Consider the following 15,973-nt stretch of genomic DNA (forward strand, 5'->3'; position numbering starts at 1 on the left):
GGCCACGAGGGCTGACCGTGACCGTAGGTCCGGCCCGTCGAGGAGGTCAATGCCCGTGCGGCAAGCGCTTGTTGTGCCCCGGGGCCCGTGGGGTCAGCGCTCCTGCGCCAGCCACCGGTAGTGCAGTTCCGGGCGCCCCACCTGACCGTAGTGCGGGCGCCGTGCGGCGCTGCCCACCGTCACCAGATGCTCCAGGTAACGGCGCGCGGTGATCCGTGAGATCCCCAGCTCCTCCCCGGCGGCGGCGGCCGTCACCCCGTCCGGGGCCGCCCGCAGCACCCGGGTCACCGCCTCCAGCGTCGGGCCGCTCAGACCCTTGGGCAGCGCGGCCGGATGCGCGACGCGCAGCGCCCCGAGCGCCCGGTCCACCTCCTCCTGCCCGCTCGCCTCCCCGGCCGCCGCGCGGAACTCCGCGTACCGCACCAGCCGGTCGCGCAGGGTGGGGTACGTGAACGGCTTCAGCACGTACTGCACCACCCCGAGCGACACGCCCTCGCGCACCACCGCGAGATCGCGCGCCGACGTCACGGCGATCACATCGGCACCATGGCCGGCCGCCCGCAGGGCCCGCAGCAGCTGGAGCCCGTGCCCGTCGGGCAGATACAGATCCAGCAACAGCAGATCCACCGGCGTACGCTCCAGCGCGCGCACCGCCTCCGCCCGGGTGTGGGCCACCGCCGCCACCTCGAAACCCGGGACCCGCTCCACGTACAGCTGATGGGCGTCGGCGGCCACCGGATCGTCCTCCACCACCAGTACCCGGATCATGGGCCGACCTCCTTCGCCTCACGTACGTTGTCGCCGGGGTTCGGCGTACGGCCGCCGAGCGGCAGCCGCACCGTGAACCGCGCCCCGCCGTCCGGGCCCCGGTCCAGCTCGACCGTGCCGCCGTTGCGGTGCGCGGCCTGCCGCACCAGTGCCAGCCCGAGCCCGCGCCCGGCGCCGCGCGTCGACCAGCCCCGCCGGAACACCTCGGCCGCGTCGTCCGGGCCGATGCCCGCCCCCGTGTCGGCCACGCGCAGCAGGAGCAGACCGTCGACGGCGAGGGCGGTCACAGTCACCCGGGCGCGTGAGGAGGCCCGCGGGGCGGGCACCGGAGCGGGAGTCCGGGCGGGTGCGGGGACCTGGCCGGCCCCTGGTGCGGCACCAGCCCCCCGTTCGGCACTGTGCTTCGGTTCCGTACTGGCTCCCGGTTCGGCACCGGCCCCTGGTGCGGCATCGTGCTTCCGTTCGGCACCGTGCTCCGGTTCCGTACTGGCCCCCCGTTCGGCATCGTGCTTCTGTTCGGCACCGTGCTCCGGTTCCGTGCCGTCGTCCGGGGCCGGACGCTTCTCCGGTCCTCCGCTCGCCGCCTCCGACGCCGCGTCCACCGCGTTGTCGATCAGATTCCCCAGGATCGTCACCAGATCGCGCTGCGCCGGGCGGTCCGGCAGCGCCCCGTCGTCGATCAGGCTGTCGTCCGCCAGCACCAGCTCCACCCCCCGCTCGTGCGCCTGCGAGGCCTTGCCCAGGAGCAGCGCGGCCAGCACCGGTTCCGCGACGGCGCCCACGACCCGGTCGGTCAGCTCCTGTGCCAGCTCCAGCTCCGCCGTCGCGAAGCCCACCGCCTCCTCCACCCGGCCCAGTTCGATCAGCGACACCACCGTGTGCAGCCGGTTCGCCGCCTCGTGCGCCTGGGAGCGCAGCGCCTGGGTGAAACCGCGCTCCGAGTCCAGCTCGCCCGACAGCGCCTGCAACTCGGTGTGGTCCCGCAGCGTCACCACCGTGCCGCGCTGTTCCCCGCCCACCACCGGACGGGTGTTGACCACGATCACCCGGTCCGCGGTCAGATGGAGTTCGTCGACACGTGGTTCGGAGGCCAGGAGTGCCCCGGTCAGCGGGGCCGGCAGCGCGAGTTCGGCGACCGTCCGCCCGACCGCGCCCGGCCCGAGCCCCAGCAGCTCCCGGCCCGCGTCGTTGATCAACGCGATCCGGCGTCGCCCGTCCAGCATCAGCAGTCCCTCGCGCACCGCGTGCAGCGTGGCCTGGTGGTAGTCGTGGAGCCGGCTCAGTTCGGTGGCGTTCATGCCGTGGGTGTGCCGCCGCAGCCGGGCGTTGATCACATAGGTACCGAATCCGCCGAGCGCCAGCGCCCCGCCCGCCGCGAGCCCCAGCGCGCCCAGCTGGTCCCGTACCTGGGTGGAGACCCGCTCCACCGTGATGCCCGCGCTGACCAGGCCGGTGATCCCGCCGCCGTCCCGGACGGGGGTCACCACCCGGATCGAGGGACCGAGCGTGCCGGTGTACGTCTCCGTGAACGTCTCGCCGCGCAGCGCCTGTTCGGTGTGGCCCAGGAAGGTGTCGCCGATCAGCCCGGAGTCCGGGTGCGTCCAGCGCACTCCCTTCGGGTCCATGATCGTGACGAAGGCGATCCCGGTCTCCTCGCGCACCTGTTCCGCGTACGGCTGGAGCACGGCGGACGGATCCGGGGTGCGGATGGCCTCCCGTACGGAGGGAGAACCGGCCACCGCCAGTGCCGCCGCCCGCACCTGCCGGGCGGCGGTCTCCTCGGCCTGCGCGCTGCCGGAGACATACGCGAAGACCGCGCATCCGGCGACCACGGCGGCCACCAGCACGACCTGCATGGCGAAGAGCTGGCCGGCCAGGCTGCGGGGGCGGGTACGGGGGAGGCGCATGGCACCCAGTCTGCCTGCCCCGGCCGGCCGCTCACCGGGTGGCCGGAAAGCAGCTGTGAACGATATGAACGCAAGGGTGACCGGGGTCACAGGGAGGTGGATAGTCACCGGAGCCCCCAGGGACGGGGTGCGCCCACGACCGAGCCGAGGAGGCCCCCGTGGCAGTGTCAGCCGCACAGCGGGACCGAACCCACTATCTGTACATCGCCGTGATCGGTGCCGTGGTTCTCGGCATTCTCGTGGGCTTCGTGGCCCCCGGGGTCGCCGTGGAGCTGAAGCCGATCGGGACCGGCTTCGTGAACCTGATCAAGATGATGATCTCGCCGATCATCTTCTGCACGATCGTGCTGGGCGTCGGCTCGGTCCGCAAGGCCGCCAAGGTCGGTGCGGTCGGAGGGCTCGCACTCGGATACTTCCTGGTCATGTCGACGGTCGCTCTCGCGATCGGCCTGATCGTCGGGAACATCCTGGAGCCCGGCTCGGGCCTCCACATCACCGAGGCGGCCCGCGCGGCGGGCGAGAAGCAGGCGGCGGGCGCGAGCGAGTCGACCGTCGACTTCCTGCTCGGCATCATCCCGACCACCATGGTCTCCGCCTTCACCGCGGGCGAAGTGCTCCAGACGCTGCTGGTCGCGCTCCTCGCGGGCTTCGCGCTCCAGGCCATGGGGCCGGCCGGTGAACCGGTCCTGCGCGGCATCGGCCACATCCAGCGCCTCGTCTTCCGCATCCTCGCCATGATCATGTGGGCGGCGCCGGTCGGCGCCTTCGGTGCGATGGCGGCGGTGGTGGGAGAGACCGGTCTGGACGCGCTGAAGTCCCTCGCGATCATCATGGTCGGCTTCTACATCACCTGTGCGCTGTTCGTCTTCGTGGTGCTCGGCACGATCCTGCGGCTGGTCGCCGGGGTCAACCTGATCTCGCTGCTGAAGTACCTGGGGCGCGAGTTCCTGCTGATCCTGTCCACCTCGTCCTCCGAGTCGGCGCTTCCCCGGCTGATCGCGAAGATGGAGCACCTGGGCGTCAGCAAGCCCGTCGTCGGCATCACGGTGCCGACCGGCTACTCCTTCAACCTCGACGGCACCGCGATCTACCTCACGATGTCCTCCCTGTTCATCGCCAACGCGATGGGCGACCCGCTGAGCGCGAGCGAGCAGATCTCGCTCCTCGTCTTCATGGTGATCGCCTCGAAGGGCGCGGCGGGCGTCACGGGCGCCGGGCTCGCCACCCTCGCGGGCGGTCTCCAGTCGCACCGCCCCGAACTGGTCGACGGCGTCGGTCTGATCGTCGGTATCGACCGCTTCATGAGCGAGGCCCGCGCCCTGACGAACTTCGCGGGCAACGCGGTCGCCACGGTCCTGGTCGGCACCTGGACCAAGGAGATCGACAAGGACCGTGTCGGGCAGGTCCTCGCCGGAAAGGTCCCGTTCGACGAGAGGACGCTCGTCGACGACCATGCCCCGGCGGAGACGGCGGACGTCCCGGAGCCGCGCGGGGACGGCAAACTGCCGGCGAAGGTCTGACGTCCGGAACACCGACCCACCCGCTCCGACGCACGAGCACCGACGCACGAGCACCGACGCACCCGCACGGGGCGGCCGAACCGTAAACGGTCCGGCCGCCCCGGCCCGTTGGTGAACAGCGGTACAACCCCCGGGGGAGGGCAGCTGTCTTCCGTACAGCAACGAGATCCGTCCACGTGCCGCACAAGGGGACCCCATATGAACCAGACCCGGACCAGTCGTCGCGTCCTGCGCGGGGGAGTCGGTGCCCTGGCCGCCGTCGCCCTGACCGGGCTGGGCGCCACACCGGCGCTCGCCGACGAGGAGGAGCCCGACCTCGGGATCGGGAATCTCGCCCGGATCACCGGAGCCGAGCCCGGCGGCGGCTTCGGCATGCCGTTCTCGGTGCTGAACAAGGGGACCGAGGAGGTGGCGAAGGTCTGGGTCTCCTACGCCGTGTCGCCGGGCCTCCGCGCCGCCGACTCGTACTCCAACTGCGAGTACGCGACCGCCTACTCCCACGACGAGAGGCCGGACTCGCACTACGCGGTCTGCGCGATCGACCAGCCGCTGAAACCCGGTGTCGTCTACGTTCCCGAGCGGCCGGTCGGGCTCAAGGCGCTGGACAGCGCGATGTACGACGACGTCTACATGACGGTCAACGGCACCGAGCCGGCCCCCTCCGGCGACGGGGAATCCGACCCCGTACCGGGCACGGGCGCCCCGCTGAAGCTGGTGGAGAAGGGCCCGGCCGACGAGGCCGACCGCGAGAAGCACCCCGAGCGGTACGCCATGGCTGACGTCACCTCCGACAACACCGCCGACTACGCGCTGACCGGCGCGAAGCTCAGCGGCAAGGTGGGCGACAAGGTCACGGCCGCCGTGAAGTTCATCAACAAGGGACCGGCCTGGGTCTACCTCGAACAGGGACAGGGAGCCGCGACCGTCGACATCCGGATACCGGCCGGGACGTCGGTGGTGAAGCCGGACGGCTTCTGCGACAAGGTGACCACATCGCACTACCGGTGCGGGACGTCGCAGTCCTGGGTCGACGAGAACGCCGGCGAGACGTACTCCTTCGTGCTCCGGATCGACAAGGCCGTGGACAACGCGGTGGGCAAGGTGAAGTTCACCGGGAAGGCCCGGCCCTTCGACAGGAACCCGGCCAATGACACCGCCGAGATCGTGATCAACGCCGGTACGGGCGGTACGGGCGGCTCCACCGGCACCACCGGCGGCTCGTCCGGCTCCGCGTCCACCGGCGGCTCCACCGGCTCCACCGGCGGCTCGTCCGGTTCCACCGGCACCACCAGCGGCTCGTCCGGTTCCACCGGCACCACCAGCGGCTCGTCCGGCACCACCGGCGGCTCCACCACCGGCACCACCGGATCGCAGACGACGGCGGGCGGCGACCTGGCGGCGACCGGGGCCACCTCCACCGGTCCGATGATCGGCGCGGCGGCAGCGGCGCTGGCCGCCGGCGGCGGGATCCTCTACGCGGTGCGCAGGCGCTCGGCGGCACAGAGGTAGAGCGGCGCCCCGGCTCCGGGGGCACGGCGTGGCCGGTACGGGAACCACTTCCGTACCGGCCACTCGCATGCTCACGGAGAGTGAGTGGATCCGGCGCTTGCCTTGACGTCGGCGTCAAGGATTACGGTCATGTCATGCGAATCGGTGAGCTGGCCGAGCGGGCCGGGACGACGACACGGACTCTGCGGTACTACGAGTCACGCGGACTGCTCCGTGCGCGGCGTGCGGGGAACGGCTACCGCACCTACGACGAGAGCGACCTGCGGATGCTCCGGCAGATCCGGACCCTTCAGGACTTCGGGTTCGATCTGGAGGAGACCCGCCCCTTCGTCGAGTGCCTGCGCGCCGGGCACGCGGCCGGTGACGCCTGCCCCGCCTCGCTCGCCGTCTACCGGCGCAAGCTCGACGAACTCGACGCGCTGATCGGGCAGTTGCGCACGGTCCGCCACGAAGTCGGCGCACAGCTCGCACGGGCGGAGCTCGAAGCGTCCGCCGAACGTCCCGGCGGTCCGGAACCACGTTGTGAACTGGGAGGATGACAGATGATCCATGCAGAAGGTGTCGCCGAGGTCACCGATGAGACCTTCGACCAGGAGGTACTGGCGGCCACGGACCGCCCCGTCCTGGTGCAGTTCACCGCCGACTGGTGCGGCCCCTGCCGCCAGATCGCCCCGGTCCTGAGCCAGATCGCCCAGGAGGACGCCGACCGCCTCAAGGTCGTCCAGCTCGACGTCGACCACAACCCGGGCATCGCCATGCGGTACGGGGTCCTGTCGATGCCGACCCTGATGGTGTTCCGCGCGGGCGAACCGGTGAAGTCGATGGTGGGCGCCCGCCCGAAGCGGCGCCTGCTCCAGGAACTGGAGGACGTGTTCGCGCTCCGGGTCTGACCGGCCGGGGAGGGCCAGGTGTCCAACCGGCGTGCCCGGACGGAGGGGTGGGAGAGCCCTCCGCCCGGTTGCCGGTCTTGTTGCTGTGGCGTGGCTTGATTTCCGGCCGCCTGTTGAGATCGCCCGGCCCGGCTCCGATGATGGTCGTGAATCACCGGCGCCCCGCGTCCCTGCGAGCGGCGTTGTCCTCGGTGGTGCATGAGCGGGGGGCGCGGCGTGCGCGGAAGCGGCGAGAGCATGGACGGCGGCTCATGAGGCAGCGTCTGCAACTCGCGCTCCAGATCGTTCTGGTGCTTGTCGCCAGCCTGCTGGGCATCGTCACCAACTACGCCACCAACGTGGACGACGTGCCCTGGCTGTTACGCGTACTGCAGCAGGCCTCCGTGCCCGCCATCGGCCTGCTCGTCATCGCCATGGTGGTCGGGCAGGTCGTTGTCTACCGGCTGGAGAACCCCGCCCCGGCCCAGGTGGACTGGCCGCGTGACCGTGTGCCGTATCCGGGGCTCGACGCGTTCGACGAGGACGAGGCCGGGGCCTTCTTCGGCCGGGACGCGCAGGCCGCCGAGCTGACACGCAGGCTCCATACCTCGTCACGGCGACCCGGTGACCGGTATCTCGTCCTTGTCGGAGCATCCGGGAGCGGCAAGTCCTCATTGGTCAGAGCCGGCGTGATGCCGCGGTTGCGCGGGCGCCGATGGACGGTTCTGCCTGCCTTCGCGCCGGGGCCGAACCCGCTCGGTGCCCTGGCCGGGTCCCTCGTGACGGCCGGTGGAGGGCAGGAACAGGTGAGTACCGTCCTGAGGCGCCTTCGGCAGACCCCTGCCGCCCTGCCGGTGGAGTTGTCGAGGCTGCGCGGAGGCCGCTTCCGGCACACACTCCTGGTGATCGACCAGTTGGAGGAAGTGGTCACGCTCGCCGGGGAGCGGGAGCGGGAGCAATTCCTCGAAGCGCTGCAGACCTGTGTGGCGCAGGACTCCACGATCAGGGTTCTGGCCACTCTGCGAGTCGACTTTCTCGGGCAGCTTCTCGCCACCGGATTCGCCGATCTCGTACAACACCCCATTGCCATCGGTGCTTTGAGTTCAGGACAGCTCGCGCAGGCCGTGGAGAGGCCCGGAACGCTGGTGGGCCTTTCGTTCGCTCCCGGGGTGGTCAACAGCATCGTGGACGAGGTGGGCACGGACGACGCCCTGCCGCTGCTCGCCTACCTCCTTCAGGAGCTCTACTTCGCCTCCGGGCCCGGCGAGACCGTGACGGAGGAGCTCTACCGCGACCTGGGCGGTGTCGCCGGGGCACTCGCCCGGCAGGCCGACCAGACCGTGGCACAGATCGGAGCTGATTCCGGTGCGGGGGACGGCGGTATCGGTCTCGTACTCCGCGTTCTCCTCAAGTTCGTCACCGTCCAGGGGCAGGAGGTGGCACGCAGGCGCGTCCCGCTGTCCGAACTCACCGACCGGGAGCGCCATATCGTCGACGCGTTCGTGGACGCCCGGCTTCTGATGTCGGGCGTCCACGGCGAGGGCGCTTCCGGCCCGGAGCCCTACGCCCAGGTGACTCACGAAGCGCTCTTCCGCCAGTGGGCGCCCCTGCGGCAGGAAGTCGAAGCGCGCGTCGGGCAGCTGCGCCAGCGCGCCGAACTCGAACGATGGGCCGACGACTGGGCTCGATCCGGTCGCAGTACCGACTACCTGCTCACCGGTGAACGGCTGTCCCTCGCCCAGCGCTGGGTCGTGGCGCTGGAGGAGACCGGCCGGACGTCCGAGTCGGCGCGCCTGCTCATCGAGTCCTCGCAGCGACGCGATCAAGCCTTTTTGCGCCGTGTCTCCGACAACATCGGCAGGCATGTGCTCGAAACCGCCGCGAGCCATCCGGAGCAGGCGATACTCCTCGCCCTCGCCGCGGTCGGCGAGTGCGCGCCGGTGCCGTCCGCCCGCCGCGGACTGATGACGGCACTGGCATCCAGCCACGCACGCATGCGGCTCGACGGACACACCGACACGGTCCGCCACATTGCCTGGTCACCTGATGGTGACGCGCTGGCGACGGCATCCAGGGACGGCACCGCCCGTGTCTTCGACGCGAGGTCCGGACGCGTACGGGTGGTGCTCCCGTCGGACGGAGTGATGGTCGAGGGAATCACCTGGTCCCCTGACTCCTCCCGGATCGCCACCGCAGGCCGGGACAGGGTCGTACGGATCTGGAACGCGGTTTCGGGAGACCCCGTTCGGTTGCTGACCGGCGCCACCGACATCGGACGCCAGGTGGCCTGGTCGCCCGACGGCCGGTTCGTTGCCGCCACGTCGAAGGACCGCGTCGTCAGGGTCTGGGACGCCGGAACCGGTGAACTCGTCCACGAGCTGCACGGGCACCGCGACGACGTGTGGGGTGTCGCCTGGGCGCCGGACAGCACACGCCTGGCTTCGGCCTCCCATGATCAGACGGCGATCGTGTGGGATCTGGCAACGGCCTCGGCGCTGACGACGCTGACCGGCCACGCCGACTTCGTCGAGGGCATCGCCTGGTCCCCGGACGGACTCAGCATCGCCACCGGTTCGGGCGACCACACCGTGAGGATCTCCGACGCACGCAGTGGAGACCTGCGTATGCTCCTGCGCGGGCACGACGACTATGTGTGGAACGTCGCCTGGTCCCCGGACGGCCGGACACTAGCCTCCGCTTCTTCCGACCGGACCGTACGGGTAGTCCGTGTCAGCGATGCGCAGGTTCTGGCAGTACTTCGGGGCCACACCGAAACCGTATGGGGAGTTGCCTGGTCGCCCTCGGGGCGTCAGCTCGCCACCAGCTCGACCGACGGGACCGGTCATGTGTGGGATCTGAGGCCCAGAGGTGCCGAAAGCGTATTGTTCGACGGGCACGGCGGCCCCGTGAACCAGGCGGCCTGGTCCGGTGACGAGCGCCGCATCGCCACCGCCTCCGACGACGGCACCGTCCGGCTGTGGGACGCGACGACGGGCAGTCCCACCGGGCAGTGCGCAGAGGTGGACGACCGTGTATGGAGCGTGACTTGGTCGCCGCACGGGGGCCGGCTCGCCTTCAGCACCAACGCCGGGGCATTCCGTGTCATGGACCAGGACCTCACCACCGTCTTCGAGCACCGACGCGAGGTCATCGAGGCCTGCGCCTGGTCGCCCGACGGCAGCCGGATCGCCACCGGCGGCCATGACGGAACCGTACGGGTATGGGCGGCCCACTCCGGCACCGAACTCGTCACCCTGACCGGGCATCAGGACTGGGTCGGCCGCATCGCCTGGTCACCCAGCGGCCGGATGCTCGCCAGCTCTTCCGACGACCGCACGTGCCGGGTGTGGGACGTCGCGGAGAGCCGCCAGTTCACCGTCCTGCGGGGACACGAGAACTATGTGGACGATGTCGCGTGGTCTCCGGACGAGCTGCGCATCGCCACTGCCTCCGGTGACTGGACCGCCGGCGTATGGGACACCACCACAGGGCGCCGAATCGACACCATGAAGGGACACGAAGGGCGTGTCCGCGCCGTGGCCTGGTCGCCGGACGGGCGGCATATCGCCACGGGTTCCGACGACCGCACTGTACGGATCTGGTCCGCCGGTACCTTCGAGGAGGTCATGGTTGTCGGAGTCCATCAGGACAAGGTGACCTCTGTCGGCTGGTCGAGCGACAGCACCCGACTGTTGACGGCCTCCAGCGATGGAACGGCCCGGGTCTGGTGTGCGGAGCCGGACTTCGGCCAGTTGGAGGCGCACGCGCGAGGACGGGTCTTCCGGACACTCGGGGAGGAGGAACGGGGCCACCACATGCTTCCCCTCACGCCGCAGTAGCCGATGTCAGTAGCGCTCCTCCACGGTGCGGTCGTCGGTGTGCACCAGGTAGGTGTCGGGGTCGAGTCCCATCTCCTCACGGGCCGGTGAGGACCAGTAGAAAGCGTTGCGCTCGGCGAACGTCTCGGGACCGTCGTACGAGATCAGCCAGACGAAATGGCTGCGCTCCCGGTCGACCCACGCTCCGCCGATCGTGAAGCCCAACTCCAGTCTGAGCGGGACGATTTCCTCACGCCACCGTGTCACCCACTCATCAAGCATTCCTTCACGGACGGTGTAGGTGCGGAGCTGGGTGGTTCTGGGCATGGAACAGACCTCCTTGGTCCTGGTTCGACAGGCGGCAACAGCACATGACGACCACGAGCGGCGGCACTTGTGGGTTCGGACAGGCCGAGCGGCTGACACCGTACCGACTCCCCTCAGTAGGAGCCACCGCAGCCGCTCCCGGATGAGCAGCTGTGGTGGGCGGCGCCGTCGGGCGGGCTGCTGTGGCTGTCGCCGCTGTCGTCCGCTCCCGGTCCCGGGTGTCTGTCGTCCTCGCGGTCCAGGGCCTTGCCGAGCTTGACCAGGGTCCGCCCGACCGAGGGGAAGCCGTGGTGGGTCCCGGGAGGTGCCCGCCTCGGCGCGGGTTCCCCGGGCAGTCCGGTCCGTTCGCCCGCGATCACGGCCACGAGGTCCGAGGCTGCCCACGGGGCGCCGCGCCGCAGTCGGGCGAGCCACCGCCGGCCCGCCGGTGTCAGCTCGCCGTGTGTGGGGCACGCCACCCGTACGGTCAGGCCGCAGGCGGTGAGGGTGAGCAGTGCCACCGGGTGCGGCAGCTCCAGGGCGAAAGCGGACACCGTGAGCGCCGCTGTCGCGCACACGGTGCCGAGGAGTACCCGGCCTGTGATCCGCCGCGCCCGCGCGTGTCCGGGGCGGAGCAGCAGGCCGTCATGGACGAGACGGGTCCCGGTCTCCCGCACGGCGCCGCTGCGCACCGCACGGGCCCGCAGCCGCGCGGGCGCCGTACCGCCCGGGGCCCGCCATGCCGCGATCAGGGCGCGCTCCACCGGGCCGTCGATGCCCTCCGGCGGTGCGGGGAGCCGGAGCCGCCCCGCCGTACGGGCGGGCACGGCGCTGTCGCCCCACAGCCGGTGCAGAGCGGCTTCCACCACGCGCTCCGGTCCGCCCGCGAGACGCGCCGCCTCGTACGGATCGGGATCACGGGCCGGGGCGCGGCCGCTGCGCCGTCCGCGGAGCGCGAGCGAGAGGGCGCAGAGCACCGACACGGTCACACCGTCGGCCCATACGGCCATGGTCCACACAACGCCCCCGACTCCGTGAAACCCCCAGGAGCTGGATACTTGCCCGAATGTCGGTATCTGGCAAGCAAGTGGGTTCTCTGCAGGCCGCGTTCACCACAGGGACCGTGCCCGCCGCTTCGGCGGGCCGAGTGCGCGGTGTGTCCGGCGGACCGGTGTCAGGCGGGGCGGAACCACACCGTCGCCAGCGGCGGCAGCGTCACCGCGACGCTCGCCGGCCTGCCGTGCGCGGCCACCGCCTCCGGCCGCACCGGTTCCTCGTTGCGCACCCCGCCACCGCCGTAACGGACCGCGTCCGTGTTCAGCACCTCCACCCAGGCCTCCGGCGCCTCGGGGACGCCGAGGCGGTAGTCGTGCCGTACGACGGGGGAGAAGTGGGAGACCGCGAGCAGCGGTGAGCCGTCCGCGTCGTACCGCAGGAACGCGAACACATTGTCCTCGGACGCGCCCCCGTCCACCCAGCTGAAGCCCTCCGGCACCGTGTCGCACTGCCAGAGGGCGGGCAGCGCCCCGTAGACCGCGTTCAGATCGCCGACCAGGGTGCGTACGCCGCGGTGGTCGGCCGACGCCCCGTACGACGGGTCGAGCAGCCACCAGTCCGGACCGTGCCCCTCGGACCACTCGGCTCCCTGGGCGAACTCCTGTCCCATGAAGAGGAGTTGCTTGCCCGGGTGCGCCCACATGAAGCCCAGGTACGCCCGGTGGTTGGCCCGCTGCTGCCACCAGTCGCCGGGCATCTTGCTGACCAGCGAACGCTTTCCGTGCACCACCTCGTCGTGCGAGATCGGCAGAACGTAGTTCTCGCTGTACGCGTACACCATGGAGAAGGTCATCTCGCCGTGGTGGTACTTGCGGTGCACCGGCTCCTTCTCCACGTAGCCGAGCGAGTCGTGCATCCAGCCCATGTTCCACTTCAGCCCGAAGCCGAGACCGCCGAAGCCGCCGGGGCCCGCATGGTGCGTGGCGCGGGTGACACCGTCCCAGGCGGTGGACTCCTCGGCGATGGTGACGACCCCGGGGTTGCGCCGGTACACGGTCGCGTTCATCTCCTGGAGGAAGGAGACGGCGTCCAGATTCTCCCGGCCGCCGTGCTCGTTCGGCGACCACTCGCCGTCCTCGCGGGAGTAGTCGAGGTAGAGCATCGAGGCGACGGCGTCCACCCGCAGCCCGTCGATGTGGAACTCCTCGCACCAGTAAGTGGCGTTGGAGACAAGGAAGTTACGCACCTCCTTGCGGCCGAAGTCGAACTCCAGGGTCCCCCAGTCCGGGTGTGCGGCCCGCGAGGGGTCCGAGTGCTCGTACAGCGCGCGCCCGTCGAATTCCGCCAGCGCCCAGTCGTCGCGCGGGAAGTGCGCGGGCACCCAGTCGGCGATCACGCCGACACCCGCCCCGTGCAGCGCGTCCACCAGGAACCGGAAGTCGTCCGGCGTCCCCATGCGTGAGGTCGGCGCGAAGAACCCCGTGACCTGGTAGCCCCAGGAGCCCCCGAAGGGGTGCTCGGAGACCGGCATCAGCTCCACATGCGTGAAGCCCAGGTCCTTGACGTACGAGGGCAGTTGGTCCGCGAGCTGACGATAGGTCAGGCCCGGTCGCCAGGACGGAAGATGCACCTCGTAGACCGAGAAGGGTGCCTCGTGCACCGGACGGTCCCCCCGGTGTGCCATCCACTCGGCGTCCTGCCACTCGTGGTGCGAGGCCGTGACCACCGAGGCGTTGGCGGGCGGCACCTCGGCGTGCCGGGCCATCGGGTCGGCCCGCAGAGTGTGCGAACCGTCGGGGCGGCAGATGTCGAACTTGTACAGGGCGCCCTCGCCGACGGCGGGCACGAACAGCTCCCACACCCCCGTGGAGCCGAGCGAACGCATCGGGAAGCCCGTGCCGTCCCAGTAGTTGAAGTCGCCGCTCACCCGCACCCCGCGAGCGTTCGGCGCCCACAGGGTGAACCGGGTCCCCGCGACTCCCTGGTGTTCCATGGGCCGGGCGCCGAGCGCCGTCCACAGCTCCTCGTGCCGCCCCTCGCCGATCAGATGCAGATCGAGATCACCGAGCGCGGGCAGGAAGCGGTACGGGTCCTGTGCCTCGGCCTCGTTGTCCTCGTAGACCACGTGGAGCCGGTACTCGGGTACCGAGGGCATCGGCAGGATCCCGGAGAAGAAGCCGTCCCCGTCCTCGTGCAGTTCGGCACGCAGGCCCTTGCCGAGCACCGTGACCGAGCGGGCGAACGGGCGCAGCACCCGCAGGACCACCCCGCTCCGGGTCAGACGCGCTCCCAGCAGATCGTGCGGCGCGTGGTGCTCGCCGGCCAGCAGCCGGGCCCGTTCCCCGCCGTCCAGGGGAGGGGCCGGCCGGACACCCGCCCCGCCCCCACCGTGCCGGGGCCGGGGCGGGGCGGCTGCGGGTACGGCGGCCGGAGCGGTGATCCCGCCGGGTGGGGGCTGCTGAACGGGCGCGACCTCGACGGACTCGGCGGCCCGGACGGCCCGGACGGCCTCGGTGACCTCGGCGGCCTGGACGAACTCGACGGCCTCGGTGGCCCGGACGGCCTCGGCGACGGCCTCGACCGCCTCGGCGGACTTGCGTGAACGGGACGGCTTGCGGGACGGCTTGCGGGCGGTCACGGGGGACTGCCTCCTCGGAGGGTGTCGGGAACCAGGGGTGTGGAGGGGGCGGTGGCCAGGACGGTTCAGGCCGTGGGGGCCGTGGCCAGCCGGTGGATGGCGGCCATCGGGACCGGCAGCCAGTCGGGGCGGTGCCGGGCCTCGTACAGCACCTCGTACACCGCCTTGTCGGTCTCATGGGCGCGCAGCAGCTCCGGTTCGCTGCGCGGATCGGCGCCCGAGGCCTCCGCGTAGCCCTCGCAGTACGCGGCACGGCAGCGGGCCGCCCACTCCGCGTTCCACGGGTGGTGCGAGCGGGCCGCGTAGTCGAAGGAACGGAGCATGCCCGCGACATCGCGTACCGGTGGCTGCGGGCGGCGGCGCTCCGGGAGCGGGCGGGACGGCTCGCCCTCGAAGTCGATCAGTGACCAGAATCCGTCGTCGGCGCGGAGCGTCTGGCCGAGGTGCAGATCGCCGTGGATCCGCTGGGCGGCCCAGTCGCGGCCCTGGTGCCCGAGGGCGGTGACGGCGTCGAACGAGGTGCGCAGCCCGGGGACGTACGGCACGAGGTCCGGCACCGCCTGCGCCGCCGCCTCCAGCCGTCGGGTCATCCGGGCGACGAGGTGCGTGGTCTGCGGGCCCTGCAGCGCGGGAGTGGGCAGGGCGGCGGCGAGCGCGGTGTGCACCTCGGCGGTGGCCCGGCCCACCGCCCGCGCCTCGGGGACGAAGTCGCGGCCCTCGGCCAGCGCGGCCAGGGCCAGCTGCCAGCCGTCCCGGGCGCCGCGCAGAAAGGGCTGGAGCACCCCCAGGGTGAGCGGTTCGGGAGCGGCGGCCTCGAACCACGCGACCGGGGCCGGTACCCGCCCGCATCCCTCGCGGGTCAGCGCGAGGGGCAGTTCGAGGTCGGGGTTGGTGCCGGGGAAGACCCGCCGGAAGATCTTGAGGATGTACGCGTCGCCGTAGACGAGCGAGGAGTTGGACTGCTCGGCGTCCAGCACCCGTGGGGCGAGCCCGGCCGGGACCGGGGCGGTCCGCTCGAAGCGGAGGGGGCCGAGGGAACCGGGTCGGCGGAATCGTTCCAGCAGCAGGCCGGCCAGGCGTGGGTCGTGCAGCCCGTCGTACACGGTGCGCCCGGCCAGCGGCCCCTGGGTCACCTCGCCGATCAGCGCGGGTGCGAGCAGGGGAGGCAGTGACTCCCGTACGCCGAGCAGGAGTTGGTAGCAGTCGTCGGCGGGGCGGGCGGACAGGGACGGCTGCTGGACCTGGACGAGCAGATGGATCAGTCCGGGGCCGGGGCCGTCCACCGGCAGCATCTCCGTCGCCGATACGAGGGAGAAGCCGGTGACCGGCTGCCCCTTGCCGGCGAACCACCGCTGCCGGGGCAGCCATTCATGGAGCAGGGGGGCGAGGGACGGAAGCAGCGCTCCGTCCACCGGACCGCCCGGCGTCGGACCGTGCTTCGCCGCGCTGTTCCTTGTGCTCTTCGCCAGGGCGACGTGAGTGGATGCAGCCTCCGACATGGCATCGCGTCCTTTCCCCGGGCACACCACAGGATGCGAAGAGTGTCCCGGATTGCGGCAATGGCTGTCCGGCTGTGCGGGACGTGTCGGGTGAGGATGGTCCGTACGGACTCGGCCCGATGAGCCCCGAAGGGCCCGGCGGA

At 71.3% G+C, this 15,973-nt stretch carries 11 protein-coding genes; 5 read left to right on the top strand and 6 right to left on the bottom strand.

All coding sequences use genetic code 11. From position 1 onward, the window contains the following. Positions 1 to 93: 93 nt before the first annotated feature. Together OHA98_RS08685 and OHA98_RS08690 are read right to left on the bottom strand one after the other, a co-directional pair. Entirely contained in the window at positions 94 to 768 is a 675-nt protein-coding gene (locus OHA98_RS08685; RefSeq protein WP_266923979.1) for a response regulator, read from the bottom strand. Next, positions 765 to 2,675 (bottom strand): ATP-binding protein, encoded by a 1,911-nt coding sequence (locus tag OHA98_RS08690; protein WP_266923981.1) that lies wholly within the window; start codon positions 2,673 to 2,675, stop codon positions 765 to 767. Before OHA98_RS08690 ends, OHA98_RS08685 begins: the two co-directional genes overlap by 4 nt. A gap of 158 nt (positions 2,676 to 2,833) precedes the next feature. On the opposite strand from OHA98_RS08690, the gene OHA98_RS08695 reads away from it, so the two are divergent. The 5 genes from OHA98_RS08695 to OHA98_RS08715 all read left to right on the top strand — a co-directional run bounded on the left by OHA98_RS08695 (position 2,834) and on the right by OHA98_RS08715 (position 10,412). After that, complete coding sequence (locus tag OHA98_RS08695; RefSeq protein ID WP_266923983.1) at positions 2,834 to 4,195, top strand: cation:dicarboxylase symporter family transporter; 1,362 nt, start codon at positions 2,834 to 2,836, stop codon at positions 4,193 to 4,195. A gap of 198 nt (positions 4,196 to 4,393) precedes the next feature. Further along, positions 4,394 to 5,704 (top strand): peptidase, encoded by a 1,311-nt coding sequence (locus OHA98_RS08700; protein ID WP_266923985.1) that lies wholly within the window; start codon positions 4,394 to 4,396, stop codon positions 5,702 to 5,704. Between the two features lie 134 nt (positions 5,705 to 5,838). Further along, complete coding sequence (locus OHA98_RS08705) at positions 5,839 to 6,243, top strand: MerR family transcriptional regulator (protein ID WP_266923987.1); 405 nt, start codon at positions 5,839 to 5,841, stop codon at positions 6,241 to 6,243. Between the two features lie 3 nt (positions 6,244 to 6,246). Continuing rightward, on the top strand, positions 6,247 to 6,594 hold the full coding sequence (gene trxA / locus OHA98_RS08710) for a thioredoxin (protein WP_266923989.1): 348 nt from the start codon (positions 6,247 to 6,249) through the stop codon (positions 6,592 to 6,594). A gap of 251 nt (positions 6,595 to 6,845) precedes the next feature. Further along, positions 6,846 to 10,412 carry an AAA family ATPase gene (locus tag OHA98_RS08715; RefSeq protein ID WP_266923991.1) on the top strand — a complete coding sequence of 1,189 codons (3,567 nt, stop codon included), beginning with the start codon at positions 6,846 to 6,848 and terminating at the stop codon, positions 10,410 to 10,412. Positions 10,413 to 10,418: 6 nt separating this feature from the next. Here the strand turns inward: OHA98_RS08715 and OHA98_RS08720 are convergent, their stop codons facing one another. The 4 genes from OHA98_RS08720 to OHA98_RS08735 form a co-directional block, all read right to left on the bottom strand. Next, positions 10,419 to 10,718 carry an NIPSNAP family protein gene (locus tag OHA98_RS08720; RefSeq protein ID WP_266923993.1) on the bottom strand — a complete coding sequence of 100 codons (300 nt, stop codon included), beginning with the start codon at positions 10,716 to 10,718 and terminating at the stop codon, positions 10,419 to 10,421. 113 nt (positions 10,719 to 10,831) lie between these two features. After that, positions 10,832 to 11,707, bottom strand: a complete 876-nt coding sequence (locus OHA98_RS08725; protein ID WP_266923995.1) for a TIGR04222 domain-containing membrane protein — start codon at positions 11,705 to 11,707, stop codon at positions 10,832 to 10,834. Between the two features lie 164 nt (positions 11,708 to 11,871). Beyond that, positions 11,872 to 14,331 (bottom strand): 1,4-alpha-glucan branching enzyme, encoded by a 2,460-nt coding sequence (gene glgB / locus OHA98_RS08730; protein WP_266923997.1) that lies wholly within the window; start codon positions 14,329 to 14,331, stop codon positions 11,872 to 11,874. A gap of 65 nt (positions 14,332 to 14,396) precedes the next feature. Continuing rightward, the gene (locus tag OHA98_RS08735; protein WP_266923999.1) at positions 14,397 to 15,830 is read right to left on the bottom strand and encodes a maltokinase; all 1,434 of its coding nucleotides are present in this window, start codon (positions 15,828 to 15,830) and stop codon (positions 14,397 to 14,399) included. Positions 15,831 to 15,973 lie beyond the last annotated feature (143 nt).

The organism is Streptomyces sp. NBC_00654 (genome assembly GCF_026341775.1).
GTDB lineage: Bacteria > Actinomycetota > Actinomycetes > Streptomycetales > Streptomycetaceae > Streptomyces.